17 protein-coding genes are annotated in these 17,190 nt (G+C 65.3%); 1 reads left to right on the top strand and 16 read right to left on the bottom strand.

Annotated features, from left to right (window positions below):
* Positions 1 to 12: 12 nt before the first annotated feature.
* The 16 genes from hypA to cbbR all read right to left on the bottom strand — a co-directional run bounded on the left by hypA (position 13) and on the right by cbbR (position 16,084).
* Positions 13 to 354 carry a hydrogenase maturation nickel metallochaperone HypA gene (hypA, locus tag OVA12_RS03790; protein WP_268134635.1) on the bottom strand — a complete coding sequence of 114 codons (342 nt, stop codon included), beginning with the start codon at positions 352 to 354 and terminating at the stop codon, positions 13 to 15.
* Entirely contained in the window at positions 347 to 1,240 is an 894-nt protein-coding gene (locus OVA12_RS03785) for a hypothetical protein (RefSeq protein ID WP_268134634.1), read from the bottom strand. Before OVA12_RS03785 ends, hypA begins: the two co-directional genes overlap by 8 nt.
* Complete coding sequence (gene hybE / locus OVA12_RS03780; protein WP_268134633.1) at positions 1,240 to 2,082, bottom strand: [NiFe]-hydrogenase assembly chaperone HybE; 843 nt, start codon at positions 2,080 to 2,082, stop codon at positions 1,240 to 1,242. The genes OVA12_RS03785 and hybE overlap by 1 nt, the downstream gene beginning before the upstream one ends.
* A complete protein-coding gene (locus tag OVA12_RS03775; protein WP_268134631.1) occupies positions 2,079 to 2,909 on the bottom strand; it encodes a hydrogenase expression/formation protein in 831 nt (276 codons plus the stop codon). The genes hybE and OVA12_RS03775 overlap by 4 nt, the downstream gene beginning before the upstream one ends.
* Positions 2,906 to 3,367: a hydrogenase gene (locus tag OVA12_RS03770; protein ID WP_268134630.1), complete on the bottom strand. Its 462-nt coding sequence runs from the start codon at positions 3,365 to 3,367 to the stop codon at positions 2,906 to 2,908. The genes OVA12_RS03775 and OVA12_RS03770 overlap by 4 nt, the downstream gene beginning before the upstream one ends.
* Before the next feature lie 5 nt (positions 3,368 to 3,372).
* Complete coding sequence (locus tag OVA12_RS03765; RefSeq protein WP_268134628.1) at positions 3,373 to 3,693, bottom strand: HypC/HybG/HupF family hydrogenase formation chaperone; 321 nt, start codon at positions 3,691 to 3,693, stop codon at positions 3,373 to 3,375.
* A complete protein-coding gene (locus OVA12_RS03760) occupies positions 3,693 to 4,325 on the bottom strand; it encodes a HyaD/HybD family hydrogenase maturation endopeptidase (RefSeq protein ID WP_268134626.1) in 633 nt (210 codons plus the stop codon). Before OVA12_RS03760 ends, OVA12_RS03765 begins: the two co-directional genes overlap by 1 nt.
* A gap of 295 nt (positions 4,326 to 4,620) precedes the next feature.
* Entirely contained in the window at positions 4,621 to 5,343 is a 723-nt protein-coding gene (gene cybH / locus OVA12_RS03755; RefSeq protein WP_268134624.1) for a Ni/Fe-hydrogenase, b-type cytochrome subunit, read from the bottom strand.
* A gap of 9 nt (positions 5,344 to 5,352) precedes the next feature.
* On the bottom strand, positions 5,353 to 5,922 hold the full coding sequence (locus OVA12_RS03750; protein WP_268134622.1) for a HupE/UreJ family protein: 570 nt from the start codon (positions 5,920 to 5,922) through the stop codon (positions 5,353 to 5,355).
* Between the two features lie 12 nt (positions 5,923 to 5,934).
* Complete coding sequence (locus tag OVA12_RS03745) at positions 5,935 to 7,725, bottom strand: nickel-dependent hydrogenase large subunit (RefSeq protein ID WP_268134620.1); 1,791 nt, start codon at positions 7,723 to 7,725, stop codon at positions 5,935 to 5,937.
* Positions 7,726 to 7,728: 3 nt separating this feature from the next.
* Positions 7,729 to 8,814, bottom strand: coding sequence for a hydrogenase small subunit (locus tag OVA12_RS03740; protein ID WP_268134618.1), 1,086 nt, complete (start codon positions 8,812 to 8,814; stop codon positions 7,729 to 7,731).
* A 201-nt stretch (positions 8,815 to 9,015) separates the two neighbouring features.
* Positions 9,016 to 11,277, bottom strand: a complete 2,262-nt coding sequence (hypF, locus tag OVA12_RS03735) for a carbamoyltransferase HypF (RefSeq protein ID WP_268134616.1) — start codon at positions 11,275 to 11,277, stop codon at positions 9,016 to 9,018.
* Positions 11,278 to 11,316: 39 nt separating this feature from the next.
* Positions 11,317 to 12,747, bottom strand: a complete 1,431-nt coding sequence (locus OVA12_RS03730; RefSeq protein ID WP_268134614.1) for a nickel-dependent hydrogenase large subunit — start codon at positions 12,745 to 12,747, stop codon at positions 11,317 to 11,319.
* On the bottom strand, positions 12,744 to 13,736 hold the full coding sequence (locus OVA12_RS03725) for a HupU protein (RefSeq protein WP_268134612.1): 993 nt from the start codon (positions 13,734 to 13,736) through the stop codon (positions 12,744 to 12,746). Before OVA12_RS03725 ends, OVA12_RS03730 begins: the two co-directional genes overlap by 4 nt.
* Positions 13,733 to 15,067 carry a sensor histidine kinase gene (locus tag OVA12_RS03720; protein ID WP_268134611.1) on the bottom strand — a complete coding sequence of 445 codons (1,335 nt, stop codon included), beginning with the start codon at positions 15,065 to 15,067 and terminating at the stop codon, positions 13,733 to 13,735. Before OVA12_RS03720 ends, OVA12_RS03725 begins: the two co-directional genes overlap by 4 nt.
* Before the next feature lie 81 nt (positions 15,068 to 15,148).
* The gene (gene cbbR, locus OVA12_RS03715) at positions 15,149 to 16,084 is read right to left on the bottom strand and encodes a LysR family regulator CbbR (protein ID WP_268134609.1); all 936 of its coding nucleotides are present in this window, start codon (positions 16,082 to 16,084) and stop codon (positions 15,149 to 15,151) included.
* Between the two features lie 98 nt (positions 16,085 to 16,182).
* On the opposite strand from cbbR, the gene OVA12_RS03710 reads away from it, so the two are divergent.
* On the top strand, positions 16,183 to 17,190 hold the full coding sequence (locus tag OVA12_RS03710) for a class 1 fructose-bisphosphatase (RefSeq protein WP_268134607.1): 1,008 nt from the start codon (positions 16,183 to 16,185) through the stop codon (positions 17,188 to 17,190).

Below are 17,190 nucleotides of genomic sequence, written 5' to 3'. Positions count from 1 at the left end.
AAACCGTACACATCAGATCACCTCCAGATCCTTGATCCGCATTTCATCACCGCCCTGCGGCATCAGCCTGCCGCCGCCGCAGGCCGGACAGGGCGCGAGCCGGTGTTCGAGTTCCACCTGCTGCCCGCAGTCATAGCAAAGCGCCGCTCCCGGCAGGTCGATCAGCTCCAGACGCGCGCCTTCGGCGGGCCCACCTTGCATCACAACGTCGAAGGCGAAGGCGAGCGCATCCTTTTCAACGCCGGCAAAGCGGCCGACTTCCAGCCGCACGACCCTGACAGCGCTGAACCCATGCACCGCGGCCTGCTCGTCGATGATGCGGCGAACGCCCTCGCAGAGCGACATTTCATGCATCGGTTTCCTCCCGAACGACGACATGTTCGCACGGATTGAGGCAGGCAATCACCAGCGGGGCAAGATGAACCTTGCTCCCGGGCAGCGCTGCAAGCGCGCGCTCAAGGGCTCCGCCGGGGACCGTCAGATCATCGGTTGGTGTCAGCCGGGACAAATGCGTCAAGAGGTCGCCGGACGTCCTGGCGCGCAGCTCGTAGGTGCCACGTGCGGCGGGAACGAGGGCAACACCCGCCTGCGGACGCTGCGGCTTGAGATGGCCCGGCTGGTCGAGTTCGGCAAGTTCCACCAGCAAGCCCATCGCTTGCCACAACGGTCCATGACCATATCGACCGGCAACCGCCCGCATCATCAGATGTCCAGCCACCCGGCATGCTGCCACATTCAAGGCGCGGCCAGGCCGAGGGGCTTCACCGGCGCGCAGCAACGGCAATCCCGGATCGGCCTCACCGGGCGCAAAGGCATCGGCGATCCGGCGCAGCAAGGGAGCTGTGCCTTGTTCACCCGCGAGCCAGTCCTGCAACTCCTCGGGCGCGGGGCAGTGCCCGCCCGCGCCAAACAGCGCATCGGCGGTGCAATGTACCGGCAAGGGCCGCGACGCCAGACCAACGAACGGGGGCAGATGAACGAACAGCTGCGCCAGATGGTCAAGGCGGATTTCGGCTGCAAGTCCGGCGACGTCGGCAGCCTCATTGTCAACCGCCAGCCGCAAAGCCGCCGACTGGGCACAGCGGCACAGGCTGAACACCCGGCCAAGCAAACGTGCCGCTTCTTCGACGGGACGCCCGAGCACCAGCGGGTCGACCGAAGCGCCGTTGGTCCGGATCAACCGGGCCTCCAGCCTGTCTTCGGTGTGCCGCAAAACGACGCTCAGGGCGCAGTTGCTCATCAGGCCGCCCCTTCTGCTTCTCTGGCGCCTGAGGTGTCGCGGGACAATCCGCCGGTGATGATCATCCGCCGCGAAGGCGCGACGACGGGTTCGGCAGGGGACGCGGCGCTGCCGTCAGTTTCTGCGTTCGCGGCTGCCTCGGCGGCGGCAAGTTCCTGTTCACGGGCAGCGCGAATGTCAGACGCCCGGTCGGTTTCCTCCCGGTTTTCCTCATCGAACAGGGCCAGCATCACCGCCCGCGCCACGTCCTGCGCCTGCAGCTGGCTGCTGAAATCGCCCATCGGCGAGAACAGCGAACAGGCCTTGTAGCCACCAACCAGTTCGCGCCGGTTATGCAGGAACTCATAGTCACCAGAGGGGAACGAGATGTTTTCCTTGGCACCTGGAACCAGCGCAGACCAGTCCTCGTCTTGCGCGGGCAGCATCACGAGGTTCATGAACCAGGGTGCGATCAACACGCCAAGCGGACGCCCGTCATGCATGCGGAACCCGACGGCCTCCACATTCAGCGCCTGATTGACCAGCGGCACGTCGCGCATCTTGGAGTGCCAGACGTCCTGGAAATCGGCGACCAGCAGACGGGTCCGCTCCTCCAGCGCCTGCTGTTCGCGCAAGGCAGCAGAGCCTGGATCCTCGCGCACCATGAACTGATGCTTGGGCGCATCGCAGCCGGGACAGCTCCAGTCCTCCGGCAAGTCCAGAAACGGGGTGCCGGGAAGGATCTGGCGCGTGTCATCGCCCTCAGCCGGATCGTAAGGCGTCCAGCAGATCTTGCATTCCATGATCGCAAGCGGACTGATCCGGTCATTGGCGCCGAGGTAAGATCCTTCGAAACGGCTCATCGGATCGCCTCCAGTACCTCGAGGATACGGCCGCCGCTGTCGGCAAGGTCTTCCGGCGCAGCGATCACCACTTCCGGCATGGTCGTCACCTCGTAGGTGTCGAGGATCAGCGAGTCCATGGAGTTGTAGAACTGCACGCGCCATACCTGCGGCAACGCGCAGGCCGTGACGCGGCAATTGCCATAGCCGCGCGACAGGACCGTCACCGCCCCCTGCCCCATGGCCGCTGCCAGCCAGTCCAGATCTGCCTCCGTATGCGGCAGGAGCGAGAGGTTGATCACATGCGGCTCCTGTCCGGGGCGGAAGGACGCGGAGTGCTCGACCAGTTCCGCAATGAGCGCAGGAGCATTGACCGTACCGGCAGGCCGGGGCGCGGACAGAAGCGGCGCCGGAGCCCCCTGATGCGCCCTTGCAACCGCCAGCTCTGGCACAGATCCGACCTCGACGCGGTCGACGCCGACGCCGGCCAGCATCCAGACACCCGCAAACACGCTTTCCTGCACCATCAGCGCCGGAATGCCACGGAGCTTCATCGAAACCTCGCCCTGGCCAAGCGTTTCGGCCATCAGGGCGCGGCTGGCCGCATCCATGCCGGAGAGGTCGAACTCGGCATGCTGGCCGGTGGCAGCACAGGTCGCACAGGCTTCGGCAATGTCGATCAGCGTCTTCAGTGCGGGCGTCACCTGCGAGGCATCATCGACCTGCGGCAGATGCGGCGAATAGGTGCGCATGCCGGACGGCAGCGCCAGATAGGCCAGTTCTTCATCCTCGACCGGCTGGGAGCCGGGACCGAAACCGACAGGCGGCAGGAAAAAGCCATTGCTCATTGGATGCGCTCCTTGACTGCAAGGTTCAACAAGCGGGGAATGCGCATCAGGTAGTCGTCCCAGTCGCGGATCTTCTGGATCGATCCGAGATAGTGGCCATCCCGGAAGAACAGAAAGCCGGGCGTCTTCAGCGCATTGAACATCTCGCGCACCTCGGCCTCGATGGAGTCATCGACGAGGGCGCAGTCGAATGCACCCTGAAAGGTCATGCGCAGCTCGGGCAGGATCACGGCCGCATCGGCGGTCTCGAGATTGCGGACAGGATTGCCGGGAACCAGCAGGCAATGAGCGCCCTCAGTCGCCGTGAAATGGTTGACGTCGGAAAGGGTTGCCAGCAGTGGCCAGTTCAGGTCGCGGACCAGCCGCTGCAACAGCGGGTGGGCGCTGGAGGGCGTTGTCCCGGCGGCAGGCGTCGCGTCCGGGGTGGTGTCTGGCGTGGTTTCTGGCATCAAGGTCATCGCGCTTATCCCTGGCTGTGGCCGGCATCGAGCGCGGCCTGAAGATGAGCTGGAAGCGTTGGTTCGCGCTGGTCGAGATCAGCGAAGGCATCACCGATGCTGCCGCCAGCCATGACCCGCCGCAGTGCGCCGACCGCCGCGCGGATCGACATGGCCTCGTCTTCCTCAATCACCGCGCGGGCGGCCCCAAGGAAACACAGCAGCCAAGCTCCGGGCTCAGCGTCCGGCACGAGGCTGAGGTCGACCAGCACGTCCTGCCCGTCGATCTCGGCGAGGCCGGCAATTCCCTTGCGCGACCGCAGCAGGGCCGGTTCACCGATGCACATCAGCCAGCTCCCGGAAAGAAGCGGTCATCGCCGACGCGGCAGGCGAGCTCCTCCGCCGGGCGGCCATCCTCATAGGCGTGGCGGCGGATGGACGGATCGGCAAGGTCAGCCGAGGAACTGCGGCCGGGCACAAGCGTCACGCCCCAATCCTGCAATTCCCGGAATGCCACCTCCAGCGCCGGGGCAATGGCAGCGGCAACAGCAGGGCGAAGGCCGCCGCCATAGTCTTCCAGCTCGACCGGCTGGCAGCCGATCAGCGTCAGGAGCGGGGGACAACGGCCAAGCAGCTGGGCCGTTGCGATCACATCCTGGAAGCCGGTCTGGTGCAGGCTCATCTTCTTGGCACCCATGAAGGCCGGCACGTCTGCATCGCGCACGACCTTGAGCGTGCCCGGGGCCAGGCCGTAATCAATGGCATCGAAGACGAGAAGCGCGTCGGCCTGCTCCAGGAACGGCAGCAGGTAGAGACCCTGTGTGCCGCCATCGAGAAGGCGGACATGCGGGGGAACCTCGAAGGTCTCGGCTAGGGTCTCGATACAACGGACCCCGAAACCCTCGTCGGCCCACAGGACATTGCCGATGCCAAGCACAAGCACGGATGCCGGCAAGGATGCTGGTCTGGTCGCTGGCATGCTCCCCTCCCTCGGAACAAGCTGGCAAGTGGGCTTACAGCCCTTGGTCAGAAGCTAGGACATTTGCCGGTTCAGGAGTGACTTTTTTAGGCAAATGCCAAAAAGATAGATTCCTCAATCAATACAATATATTATTGCCAGTTTGCAGTATCAGGACCGCACAAAATTGGCTGGGCTCCTTCCGGTTTTTGACATTTGATGGATAGTTCACTTCCATGAAAAGCGGCGCGATCCGGAGATCGCGCCGCAAGTCGGGTGGCCACAGTCCATGCGGCCACCAGCACACAACAGGGGATCAGTCCGGCCGGTCATCCTTGAAGGTCCGGTGGCCGGAGATCATGGTCGAGACAATCGACTGGCGGCTCATGATGTCCTCGCGGATCGCGACGTAGATGTGCACGATCATGAAGATCAGAATCCACCACATGCCGAGGTGATGCAGCGTGTGCAGGCGCTGGGTGTTGCCGACCAGCGCGATGACCCAGCCGAACAGGTCGTCAAAGATCGAGCCCTGCCCTGCCCCTTCCGCATAGAGCGCCAGGCCGGTCACGATCATGAAGCCGACGCCGAGCGTGATGAAGAAGAACATGGCCAGCTGCGCCAGCGGATTGTGGCCGACGTATTTCTTCGGCTCGCGTTCCAGGAACAGATACCAGCGGATCTCGAACAGGACTTCGCGCCACCAGTGGCCATCCCACACCGGCAGATAGAACAGCTGCCGGGCATGGTGGTTGCCGATGACGGCCCAGTAGGCGCGGCCGAGGAAGCCAACCGTCAGGATCATTCCGGCCGCAAAATGCGCAAAGCGGATGTAGCCGAAAATGAACTGGTTGTAGGCCTCATGCTGGCCGACCGAAGGCGGCGGGCTGCCGATGAAATACCCGGTGACGCAGAGCACCAGAATGGCCGCCGCGTTGACCCAGTGCCAGATGCGGACCGGCGCCTCATAGACATAGACAGATGTCTGCCGGTTGACGGGGAGGCCCTCGATGTCGAGGGCATGGCTGTCCTTGGTCATGACCCATCCTCACGCGAGCGCCAGCAACAGGCCCGAGGCCGCGATGGCACCCCCGAGGACGCGTTGCAGGACAAGGTTGCGGGCAACGCCGCGTGCCATGCCGATCCCGGCCAGGTGCAGCAGCGATGTAGCGAGGACAAACCCGGCGACATAGGCAACAGCCCCGCCCTCGGCCTCGCTGGCATGGGCATGGCCATGACCGAGCGCGAAGAGGCCGATGACAACCAGTGCGACGAGCGAGAAGATTGCCGGCATGTCAGGTCTGGCCATGAACACGAGAGCGCCGAACACGACAACTGAAGCCAGGATCAGGGTCTCGACTGCCGGCAGCGGCACGCCGGCAAACGACAGGCAGGCCCCGAGGAGCATGGATCCGACAAAGGCGGCCGCCCCGGCCCAGGGATGTTTCGGCAACGCCAGGCCCGACCAGAGGCCGACGGCGACCATGGCCAGGAGATGATCAAGGCCGAAGACGGGATGCATCAGGCCCGCCAGCAGGCCGGACGTGTCACCATGCCCGGTATGGGCGAGGGCCGGCGAGGACAGGAGCAGGGCTCCCAGAAGCACAACGTATTTCATGGGTTTCCTCCCTCAGCGAACCTTGACGGTGGTCAGCACATCGCCGTCCGGCGACATCACATGGGTCGAGCAGGCCAGGCACGGGTCGAAACTGTGCAGCGTGCGCAGGATCTCGACCGGCTCGTCGGGGCGTTCCATGTAGGTGTCCATCAGCGAGGCCTCGAAAGCACCGATGTTGCCTTTCGTGTCGCGCGGGCTGCCGTTCCAGGTGGTCGGCACGACGCACTGGTAGTTGTCGATGCGGCCGTCCTTGATGCGGATCCAGTGACCGAGCGCCCCGCGCGGGGCTTCGGTCATGCCGACACCCTTGGCCTCCTTCGGCCAGGTCTTGGGATCCCACTTCTCCACATTGGCTGTCGACTGGTCACCGTTCTTGATGTTGGTGACAAGCTTGTCGAAGAAGTACTTCTGCAGCCGTCCGCAGTACTCGCTTTCCAGCGCCCGGGCGGCGGTGCGGCCGAGCGTCGAGAACAGCGCCGTGACGGGCAGGTTCATGGTACGCAGGAGGCCTTCGACCTGGTTCTTGATGTCCTCATGCCCCTTGGCATAGCCCACCACGTAGCGGGCGAGCGGTCCGACCTCCATGGCATTGCCGCGCCAGCGCGGCGCCTTGATCCAGCTGTATTTGGCGGCCTCGTCCAGTTCGAGGATGTTGGTGCGCGTGCCCTTGGCGTTGGGGCCAAGTTCGTATTTCGGCTCGGTCACGCCATCCCAGGGATGCAGGCCTTTGCCGGGTTCGGCGTAGGTGTACCAGCTGTGATCGACGAACTCCTGCACCTGTTCCGGATCGCGCGGATCAACGTCGTGAACCTCGTTGAGGTTGCCGTTGATGATCGCCCCGCGCGGCAGATGCAGCTGCGCGGCATCGAAGTTGTTGGGATGCTCGGGAATGTCGCCATAGGCCAGCACCGACTTGCCTGACAGGCCGCCGCCATAGAGCCAGTTCTTGTAGAACCCGCCGATGGCGATGACGTCGGGAATGTAGACGTTCTTGTTGAACGTGTTGCACAGGTCGATGATGGAGCTGACCATGTTCAGCCGCTCCATGTTGATGGCACCGACGGCGCCGACGCCATCGATGTTGATCGGACACGGTACGCCGCCAACCAGCCAGTTCGGATGCGGGTTCTTGCCGCCGAAGATGGTGTGGACCTTGACGATTTCCTTCTGCAGGTCGAGCGCCTCAAGGTAATGCGTTGTCGCCATGAGATCGGCTTCCGGCGGCAGCAGATAGGCCGGATTGTCCCAGTAGCCGTTCTTGAACAGGCCCAGCTGGCCAGACTCGACGAACTTCTTCAGCCGGTTCTGCACGTCGCGGAAATAGCCCGGCGACGACAGCGGATGACTGGGGCTGACCGCCTGCTGCAACTCCGACGTCGCCTTCGGGTCGGCGCGCAAGGCATTTATCGGATTGACCCAGTCCAGCGCGTGCAGATGGTAGAAATGCACGATGTGATCATGGATCTGCAGGTTGAGCTGCATGATGTTGCGGATGGAATTGGCGTTGTCCGGGATCTTGATCGCCAGCGCGTCTTCCACCGCGCGCACGCTGGTGAGCGCATGGGTGCCGGTGCAGACGCCGCAGATGCGCTCGGTGAAGGCCCAGGCATCGCGCGGATCTCGGCCCTTGAGAATGACCTCCAGGCCGCGCCACATCGTGCCGGTCGAGACCGCATTCCGGATGTAGTTGTTCTCGTCCACATTCACTTCGCAGCGCATGTGCCCTTCGATGCGGGTGACCGGGTCGACGACGATGCGGCGGCCGGAATTGTCGAGGTTGAAACCATTTGGCGTTGCGGTCATGGATCAGCCCTCCACCTTGTCCTGGGTCTTCTTCTGGGCGCGCTTGAGCGCCGATACGGCGGCATGGACCGCCACGGCGCCGCCGACGACGCCGGCCGCGGCCATGCCGACCTGATCCGCGTTGGCTTCAACGCCGAACTGCTTGATGTTGGTCAGCCGGTCATAGAAGCTGCCCTGGTCCCAGAAGCCGTCTTCCGAGCAGCCGATGCAGCCATGTCCGGACTGGATGGGGAACGAGACGCCCTCGTTCCAGCGCACGGTCGAGCAGGCGTTGTAGGTGGTCGGTCCCTTGCAGCCCATCTTGTAGAGGCAGAAGCCCTTGCGGGCGCCCTCGTCGTCCCAGGTCTCGACGAACTGGCCGGCGTCGAAATGCGGCCGCCGGTAGCATTTGTCGTGGATGCGCTGGGAGTAGAACATCGCCGGCCGGCCCTGACGGTCGAGCGTCGGCATCCGGTCGAAGGTAAGCATGTAGGTGATGACACCGGTCATCACCTCGGCAATGGGCGGGCAGCCCGGAACCTTGATGATCGGCTTGTCGAGGATGACCTTGTGCACCGGCGTGGCCCGCGTCGGGTTCGGCGCGGCGGCCTGGACGCAGCCGTAGGACGCGCAAGCCCCCCAGGAGATGATCGCCTTGGCATGCTCGGCCGCATGGCGCAGCTGCTCCACGAAGGGCTTGCCGCCGATGATGCAATACATCCCGTCCTCGTTCAGCGGCGGATTGCCCTCAACGGCGAGGATGTAGTTGCCCTTGTACTTCTCGATCGTGTCCTGCAGCGCCGCTTCGGCCGCATGGCCAGCCGCTGCCATCAGCGTGTCGTCATAGTCGAGACTGATCATCGACAAGACGACATCCTTGGCCAGAGGATGGGCCGAGCGGATGAAGCTTTCCGAACAGCAGGTGCATTCAAGCCCATGGATCCAGATCACCGGCGTGCGCGGTTTGGTTTCCATCGCATGGGCGATCTTGGGCACGAACGACGGGCCAAGGCCGAGCGCGGCGGCTGTCAGGCTGCAATACTTCATGAAGCTGCGCCGGGTGATGCCCTGGCGCCGCATCACCTCGTAAAAGGTTTCGATCTGAGACAAGAGTTCCTCCCTCGGTCCATCAAAACTGGGTTTCGACTGTACCGGGAAGAACTATGCGCCTCGGACGAGGTCAGGCACGCGGAATTACAGATGCCGTCACATTCTTCTTTTCATGTTTTTTATCAATATGATGAGATGGTTTTTCGGCCTCAGGAGCAGATTGCGCTGCCAAGCAGATGTCCAGTCCGGTCCGCCCGCCGGTCAGCGGCTTTCCGCCGCGGCGCGCGCCAGGCAAATCAGGGCCTGACCCAGGGCAAGGCCGCCATCATTGGCCGGAACCTGGCGATGCACCAGAACCGGCACGCCCTTCAGGGCGGCAAGGCAGGCCTTGAGCAGATGCGCGTTCTGGAAGCAGCCGCCTGACAGGGCCACAGCCCCCGCCCGGCCGTCCCGGACGAGGACAGCAGCGGGGACGCAGAAACTCTCCGCCAGCCAGCTGTGGAACCGGCCGGCGATAACGGGCGCAGCGATACCGTCGTCCAGGTCGGCCAGCATTGCGCGGAACAGCGGCGACGGATCGATCGCGCCAGAACTGGAGACGGCGGAAGGTGTATAGCCAGAGGCCATCTCGGCAATCGCCTCGAGACGCATCGCTGCCTCGCCCTCGTAGGTCTGGCGATCAACGCAAAGACCAAGCAGGGCAGAGACCGCATCGAACAGCCGGCCAGCCGATGAGGACAAGGGCGCGTTGACCCCGGCGCGGATGGCCGCGCGCAGGGCCGCCACAGGCTTGCCGGCGAACTTGTCGTGGCAGATGGCATCCAGCTGCGCCGGATCCAGCCCGGCCGCATCGAGCCGGACAAGCAGGTTGCGCCAGGGCTCCTGTGCCGCCCTGTCACCGCCCGGCAGCGGTGCCGGCGCCAGATGGGCAATCCGCTCGGCAGACACGTAGTCGGCCAGCAGCAGTTCTCCGCCCCACAGCGTGCCATCGGGCCCCAGACCCGTGCCATCCAGCACGATGCCAGCGACGGCCCCGCCCTCGCGCGGCCAGAGATTGTCGCCAAGGCAGGCCGCGACATGGGCATGATGATGCGCGACGCATGTGACCGGAAGGCTTGCGGCACGGGCCAAGGCCTCGCCCGCCTCGGTGGAGCGGTACTGCGGGTGAAGGTCCACGGCGATCCTTGCCGGATGATGATCAAACAGGGCGGTGCAGTCGGTAATCGCCTTGTCGAATTCCTCCAGCGTCAGGGCATCGTCGAGATCGCCGAGATGCTGCGAGAGCAGAGCCTGGCCGTTCTTGACGAGGCAGACCGCCGCCTTCATCTGCCCGCCCAGCGCCAGCACCTGTGCGGCCGGATCAAAGCCCGCCGGCAATGGCAGGGTGCCTGGCACGCGGCCGCGGGCACGGCGCAGCATCATTGGCGGTTCGGCCCGCTCGACGCCATCATCCAGACGGCGCAGGATCTCGCGGTCGTGCAGCAGGAAGCCGTCGGCAAAGCCGGACAGTTTTGCCCTCGCCTCCGCATTGCCGATGACCTGCGGCTCGCCGGAGAGATTGCCCGACGTCATCACCAGCGCCCCGCCGAAGGCCGCCAGCAGGAGATGATGCAGCGGCGTGTAGGGCAGCATGACGCCAAGGCTGCACATGCCCGGCGCCACATCCTCCGGCAAGCGGCCAAGACTGCGGGCAAGGACCACCGGTGCCGCCGGATCGCGCAGACGCTCAAGGACGGCCGGTGTCAGCTCGATCAGGTCCGCCAGATCCGCCTCGCGCGCCATCAGCGCAAAAGGCTTGGCCGGACGCTTCTTGCGCTGACGCAAGAGCGCCAGCGCCGCGGGATTTGCAGCGTCACAGGCAAGGTGAAAGCCGCCGATGCCCTTCACCGCGACAATCGCGCCTTGCTTGAGCCGAGCGGCGGCAAGGGCAACCGGATCGCCTTCGATGCAGCAGGCGTCTTCCTCATACCAGAGACGCGGACCGCAGGCCGGGCAGGCAATGGGCTGGGCATGGAAGCGCCGGTCCGCCGGATCCTCGTACTCCTTGCGGCAATCGGGACACATGGGGAAGCCGGACATGGCGGTGCGCGCCCGGTCATAGGGCAGCGCGCGCAGGATCGAGTAACGCGGGCCGCAATGGGTGCAGTTGGTGAAGGCGTAGCCCTGGCGGCGGCCGGGTGTCGATATCTCGATGCGGCAGGCTTCGCAGGTGGCAGCGTCTGGCGTGACGCGGGTTTGCGAGCCTGTGCCGGCAGAGGCGGCGATGATGAAATCCGGCGGAAGCTGGTCGAACGCTGCCGACTGGCTTTCGACAGCGTCGACGCGAGCAAGCGGCGGTGCCTCTGCCGCCAGAGCGGCCTCGAAGGCATCAAGGTGAGCGCCGGCGGCATGAATCAGCACGCCTTCCGGATCATTCAGCACCCGGCCCCTGAGGCCAAGGCGGCGGGCGAGCGTCCAGACGAAGGGGCGGAACCCCACCCCCTGGACCTGGCCTCGCACGCGGATGATCCTGCCCTCAGTCATGCCGGCTCCCTGCCTCCCCAAGACCCGCCCGCGCCGTGCTCAATGCACCGTGCACACCATGCAAGGGTCAAAGGACCGCACCACATGCTGCACCGCCACCGGGGTTTCCTCGCCTGGCCGCAGGGGCGTTCCGGCGAGCGCGGCCTCCAGCGGCCCGGGAATGCCGAGACTGTCGCGCGGGCTGAAGTTCCAGGTGGTGGGCGCGATGATCTGATAGCTGGCGATGCGGCCCTGTTCGATGCGCAGCCAATGGCCCAGCGCGCCGCGCGCGGCCTCGACCAGCCCGGCACCAACGCCCTGATCCGGCAGGGAACCGGCCTCCATGAACCGTGCAGCCGGATCGAGATCGCGCACGATGTCTTCCATCAGGATCTGGGTGCGGGCAATTTCCAGCAGGCGTGCCGTCACACGGGCCAGCACGCCGCCGCCCCGGATGGCCAGATCGACCGCAAGCGGATGTCCGTCGATGACCTGCCGCGCCAGCGCACCGGTTTCCATCGGACGGCCATCAAGGCGCGGGGCCTTGCACCAGGAATAAGCGCTGTCACGCATGTCCTCGTCCGGCAAGGTCATGCCGCGCAAGGGATGGGCGGTGGCACCAAGCATCCAGGCGTGGCTGAGATCCTCGGCGATTGCCGACGTCTCGAGTGTCTGCGGCCCGTTGTCCCAGACCCCGGCCCTGAAGGCGTGACCGCCTGCCAGCGGATAGGCACCGAAGCTGAGATACCGCCCCGCGCCCCTCCCAAGATTTTCAAGATCTGTGTCGAGGGCAATGCGCAGGAACAGACCAGCATCGCCGCGTGACCAGTCCTTGAGCCCGTCCGTGCTGGCGAGTGCCGCGAAATCCTCCACCGGAGCGCCGAAGAGAACCTCTTCCAGATAGCGGCGAAAGGCGCGCAGATGCGTCGACAGCCGGACCTTGTCCCTTGCGCCGGGTGCCTTGGTCACGCCGCCCGGCTGGAGCGCCAGCGTATGCGGCCACTTGCCGGCGAGCAGCCCGAGGATGTGCAGAAGTTCCGCGCGAGCGGCGACCGCTGCCCGCTGCGCACTGCCCTGCATTGCCGTGAAGCGGTCCAGCGCCTGACCATGCCAGAAGCGGTCCGCATAGATGGGACGGGTGAAGTCCGGCATGAAGAACAGGTTGAAGTGCGTCATGTGGTCGGCGACGTTCTCGACCGCATGGATCAGCTGCATCACTGCCTCGCCTGCCGGTGGCGGGGTCAAGCCCATGGCAGCTCCAAGGGCGCGGGCGGCGGCAGCGGACTGGCTGATGGAGCAGATGCCGCAGATGCGCGGCGTGATGGTGAGCGCGTCGCGCGGGTCCTTGCCCTCCAGCATGCGCTCAAACCCACGATAGAGCGGCGCGTTGACCCGGGCCGCCGCAACGACACCGTCCGCCACATCCAGATGCACTTCAAGATCCCCCTCGACCCGGTTGAACGGGCCAAGCACCAGCCGTCCCTCAGTCATCGGCGCGGCTTGCGAATGGTTGGCGGGACGAGAACGCGGTCGGCGGTGGCGTTGCGCGCGATCCGCTCCGGCGTCGCCGCCTTCGAGAGGGAGGCCAGTGCCATGAACCAGGCCTTCGGCATGTCGGAGGGCAGGCCGACGGGAATGCCGGCGATCTTCGGCGTTTCGGTGAAGGGATGGCGCGGCTCCTCGAACTCCGGCGCGGTGCAGGCAATGCAGGGATAGCCGCCGCGTGTGCAGGATCCCTCCCCGTTCCAGGGCCGGATGTTGCAGTCCCCCACGGCCTGCGTGCCAACGCAGCCGAGATGCTCCATCATGCAGCCGATTTCGGACAGCTCCCGTGCGCTCGCCTTGTACTCGTAGAACTCGTTCTTCGGGCAGCCGTGATGCACGAGGTGGTCGGCATAGAACCGCGGGCGTCCGAGTGCATCCATGTCGGTAGACGTGAACAGCCCGGCCTTGAGCAGCAGCAGCGTCTCGGTCACCCAGTCGGGATGGGTGGGGCAGCCAGCGATGTTGATCACGGGCAGGCCCGCGCGGCCGCGAAACTCGGGCGGAAGGATGCCACCGGCGTGGGCGCCCTCATACTGAAGGCCGGTCGCGTCCGAAGGATTGCCGCCGGCCGATGTCACACCGCCATAGGCCGCGCAAGTGCCCACAGCCACGACGTGACCGGCGAGCGGCGCCAGCTGCCGGACCCAGTCCAGCATCGAGACCCCGGTGCCGGACAGCATCTGGAAGCGTCCGGTGCCCTTTGGCCCGCGCGCGATGGCCCCCTCGACGCACAGGATGTCGAGCGTGGTGCGGCCGGCGAGAATATCCGCAAGGATCCGCCGCACATCACCGCCGGTTTCCAGGCTGAGCGCCGGATGCCAGAGCACGTTGAGGCCGGCATCGGCGAAGAGGTCAAACACATGCGGGCTTTCCGCGCAGAGCAGCGACATGGTGCAGCCGCCGCAGCCGGAACTCTGAAGCCAGAGCAGGTTCATGCGCCAGATCCTTCGGCAAGTGTCAGGTCAAGCTGGAAACAGGCGCCCTCCGCCTGCGGACCGAGCCGCAGGCGGCCGCCATGTTCCTCGGCGATCTTGTGGCTGATCGACAGGCCAAGCCCGGTGCCGCGCCCGACCGGCTTGGTGGTGAAGAACGGGTCAAAGATCTGGTGCTGCGCGGCAGGCGGAACGCCTGGTCCATTGTCACGCACGCTGAGGACCGCGCGCCCGTCTTCCTGCGACAGGCCAATCTCGATCCGGGCATCGCTGCGCCCCTCAAGGGCATCGACAGCGTTCTGGACGAGGTTCATCACCACCTGCTGGATATGCCCGGACCGGCCGATGACCATCAGTCTGGGCAGGCCGGTAAAGACGACCTCGACCGGCTCGCGCGTGCCGCGCTGGACCCAACTGGCGGCAACTTGCGTCACTTCCGCCAGATCGAACGCGACCATCTCGCCCGCCCCGTCTGCCGACAGACGCCTGAGATCCTCGACGATGTCGCGGACCCGCTCGGCCCCTTCGCGGGCGCCATGGACCGCCTCGCGCAGGTTGCGGACCTCGCGGTCAAGTTTCAGCTCCTCGCGCAGGGCGACGAGTTCTTCCCGCAGGGCGCCTTCCTGGACACGGCGGAAGTAGGTCTCGAACTTGCCGGCATAGCGCTCCAGCGCATGCGCGTTGGCATAGACGAAGCTGATCGGGTTGTTCAGCTCATGCGCGACACCGGCGAGCAGACGGCCGAGCGAGGCCAGCTTTTCATTTCTCACCAGATGCGCCTGCGCCGCCTTCAGCTCATCATGGCTGCGGGCCAGCGCGGAATAGGCCTGGCGCAACTCGCCAACCGAGCGTCCGGCGAGCACCAGTCCGGCCAGCCTTGCCCGTTCATCAAGACGCGGCGACAGGCTGAGCTCGAGCGGCACGTTGCCGGCATGTCCAACGAGTTCAGCCTCGATGGTCTCAGCCGTCCGTGTCTGCATCACGCGCGCCATGGCGTCGGCAACGCCCGGCCGGCAGGGTTCGGAAAAAAGTCCGGCGACGGGAAGCCCGGCCATTGAGGCCTGACCGGCGCCGACATGGGTGAGAAGCGAAGCGGAGGTTTCCTCGATGATGCCGTTGCGATCCAGAACGATCAGGACGTCAGACACCGAGGCAAGCACAGAGGCCAGAAACCGGCGCATGGTTTCCAGTTCGGCATTCTGCCGCTCAAGGCGCTCCTGGTAATCGACGAGATCAGCATAGGTGCGGTCGACGGCCGACAGCACCTCCATCCAGACTTCATCGTTGATGGCAGACGGGCGCTGTGACAGGCCAAGGCTCAGGTGTTGTGCCATCAGGTTCCTCCCCCTTCCACTGTACCTGCGGCCGGGCGGGCCGCAAGGGCTCGACGGCAAATAGTCGGCGTGGGCCAAGTCTCAGACCTGCGGCACGTCTGGCAGGAAGGTTCCCTTCAGCGCCAGAACAGCATCGCTGACAGCTCTCGACGCGGGCCGCAAGGCCTGGTCCGAGGGATGCACGAGGAACCAGTGCCGCTGGATCGGCAGCCCCGGCGCGGCGAGCGTGACCAGCCGGCCCTGGTGCAGTTCATCCGTGACGGTGTGCAGGGAAAGGAACGCGATGCCAAGACCGGCCATGACCGACTGCTTGATGGTCTCGTTGGATCCCATTTCGACAAGCCGGAATGGCCGCCCGTCGCCGAGGCGGTCGAGGTAACGTGTCATCAGGATGCGCGTGCCCGAACCTTCCTCACGCGAGATCATCGTCTCGTCATAGAGGTCCGAGGCCGACAGGGCGGCCCGGCCGGCCAGCGGGTGATCGGGCGGGGCAATCAATCCATGCGGATGCGGACCGATGGCGGCCGCCTCGACAAGCGGCTGACGTGGCGGCCGCCCCATGATGGCAAGGTCCACTGACCGGGTCTCCAGGTCCCGGATGACCTGATCCCGGTTGCCGACGCGCAGTACCACTTCGACGTTGGGCGTGAGGGTTGCCAGGATCTTGACCAGCCGGGGTGCGAAATACTTGCCCGTGGACACGACGCCCAGGGTGACCCGGCCGGCGAGCCCCTCCGACAACGCCCTGATCTCCAGTGCCGCCCGCGCCAGCACGGCTTCCATGCGCGCATGGGCCTCCAGCAGCACCCGGCCCTCTTCGGTGAGCACAGACCCGGCACTGTCAGAACTGCGCTGCAGCAGGGCAAGGCCGAAGGCCTGCTCGAGCCCCTTCAGCTGACTGTGGATCGCCGGAGGCGTCAGGCCCAGCGCTGCGCCGGCCGCGGCCATCGAGCCATGCCTGTCCACCGCCGCCAGGGCGCGCAACTGCTTCAGCGTCACCGCATCCAGCCTGATCATTCAATTTTTCCGAACGAGAAATCAGAATTATCAAATTTTCACGAATTCCTTTCCAAGGCAAGGTCTCTGCCAAGGACAGCACTTTCTGGGAGGACAAGATGCAGCCCGAGCAGATGATCCTGCCAGCCTTACCCGTGCCGGCGCCCCTGCAGGACGTGATGGAACGCCTGTGCCGCACCGGCGCCGATCTTGCCCGCACCATCGCCCGGGGTGGCATCAGCCATAACCTCGGCGAAGCTTCGGGGGTCAACTCCGGCGGCGACCAGCAGAAGATGCTGGATGTTCTGGCGGACGAAGCGTTCATGGCCGCCCTGCGTGGCTCCGCCGTGCGCTTCTACGCTTCGGAAGAACAGGATGAGGCTGTCGAACTGACCCCTGACGGGTCCCTCGCCCTGGCCATCGATCCGCTGGACGGTTCGTCCAACATCGACGTCAATGTTTCGATCGGGACGATCTTCTCGATCTATCCCGTGGCAGAGACGGCGAACGGCAGTTTCCTGCGACCGGCCAATGATCAGGTCGCCGGGGGTTACATCATCTACGGTCCGCAGACCTGTCTTGTGGTGACCTTTGGTGACGGCGTGCTGAAGTTCACGCTGGATCCGCAGACGGGCACGTTCCACCCGACGGCAACGGGCCTCAGCATTCCGGCGCGGACGCATGAATTTGCGATCAACGCCTCGAACTATCATCACTGGCACGCCCCCATCCGCGCCTTTGTCGATGACATGGTCACCGGAGCGCTGAGCCCCAATGGTCAGGCCTTCAACATGCGCTGGATCGCCTCGCTCGTCGCCGAGGCACATCGCATCCTGACCCGGGGCGGGGTGTTTCTCTACCCGGCGGACCTGCGCAAGGGCTACGAGCAGGGGCGACTGCGCTTTGTCTACGAATGCGCGCCGATTGCCTTTCTCGTCACCCAGGCTGGCGGCGAGGCGACAGATGGCATCGATGACCTGATGCCGCAGTCGGCCGAGACGCTGCACCAGCGCACCCCCTTCGTCTTTGGCAGCGCGAGCAAGGTGGCGCGCGTCAGCGCCTATCACGACCTCGGCGAGAGCGGCGACGCGGCCCTCTTCGGCAAGCGCGGCCTTTTCCGGAGCTAA

The organism is Pannonibacter sp. SL95 (assembly GCF_026672425.1).
Taxonomy (GTDB): domain Bacteria; phylum Pseudomonadota; class Alphaproteobacteria; order Rhizobiales; family Stappiaceae; genus Pannonibacter.
The sequence above is the reverse complement of the archived record's forward strand: the minus strand, read 5'-3'. Positions and strand labels throughout refer to the sequence as shown.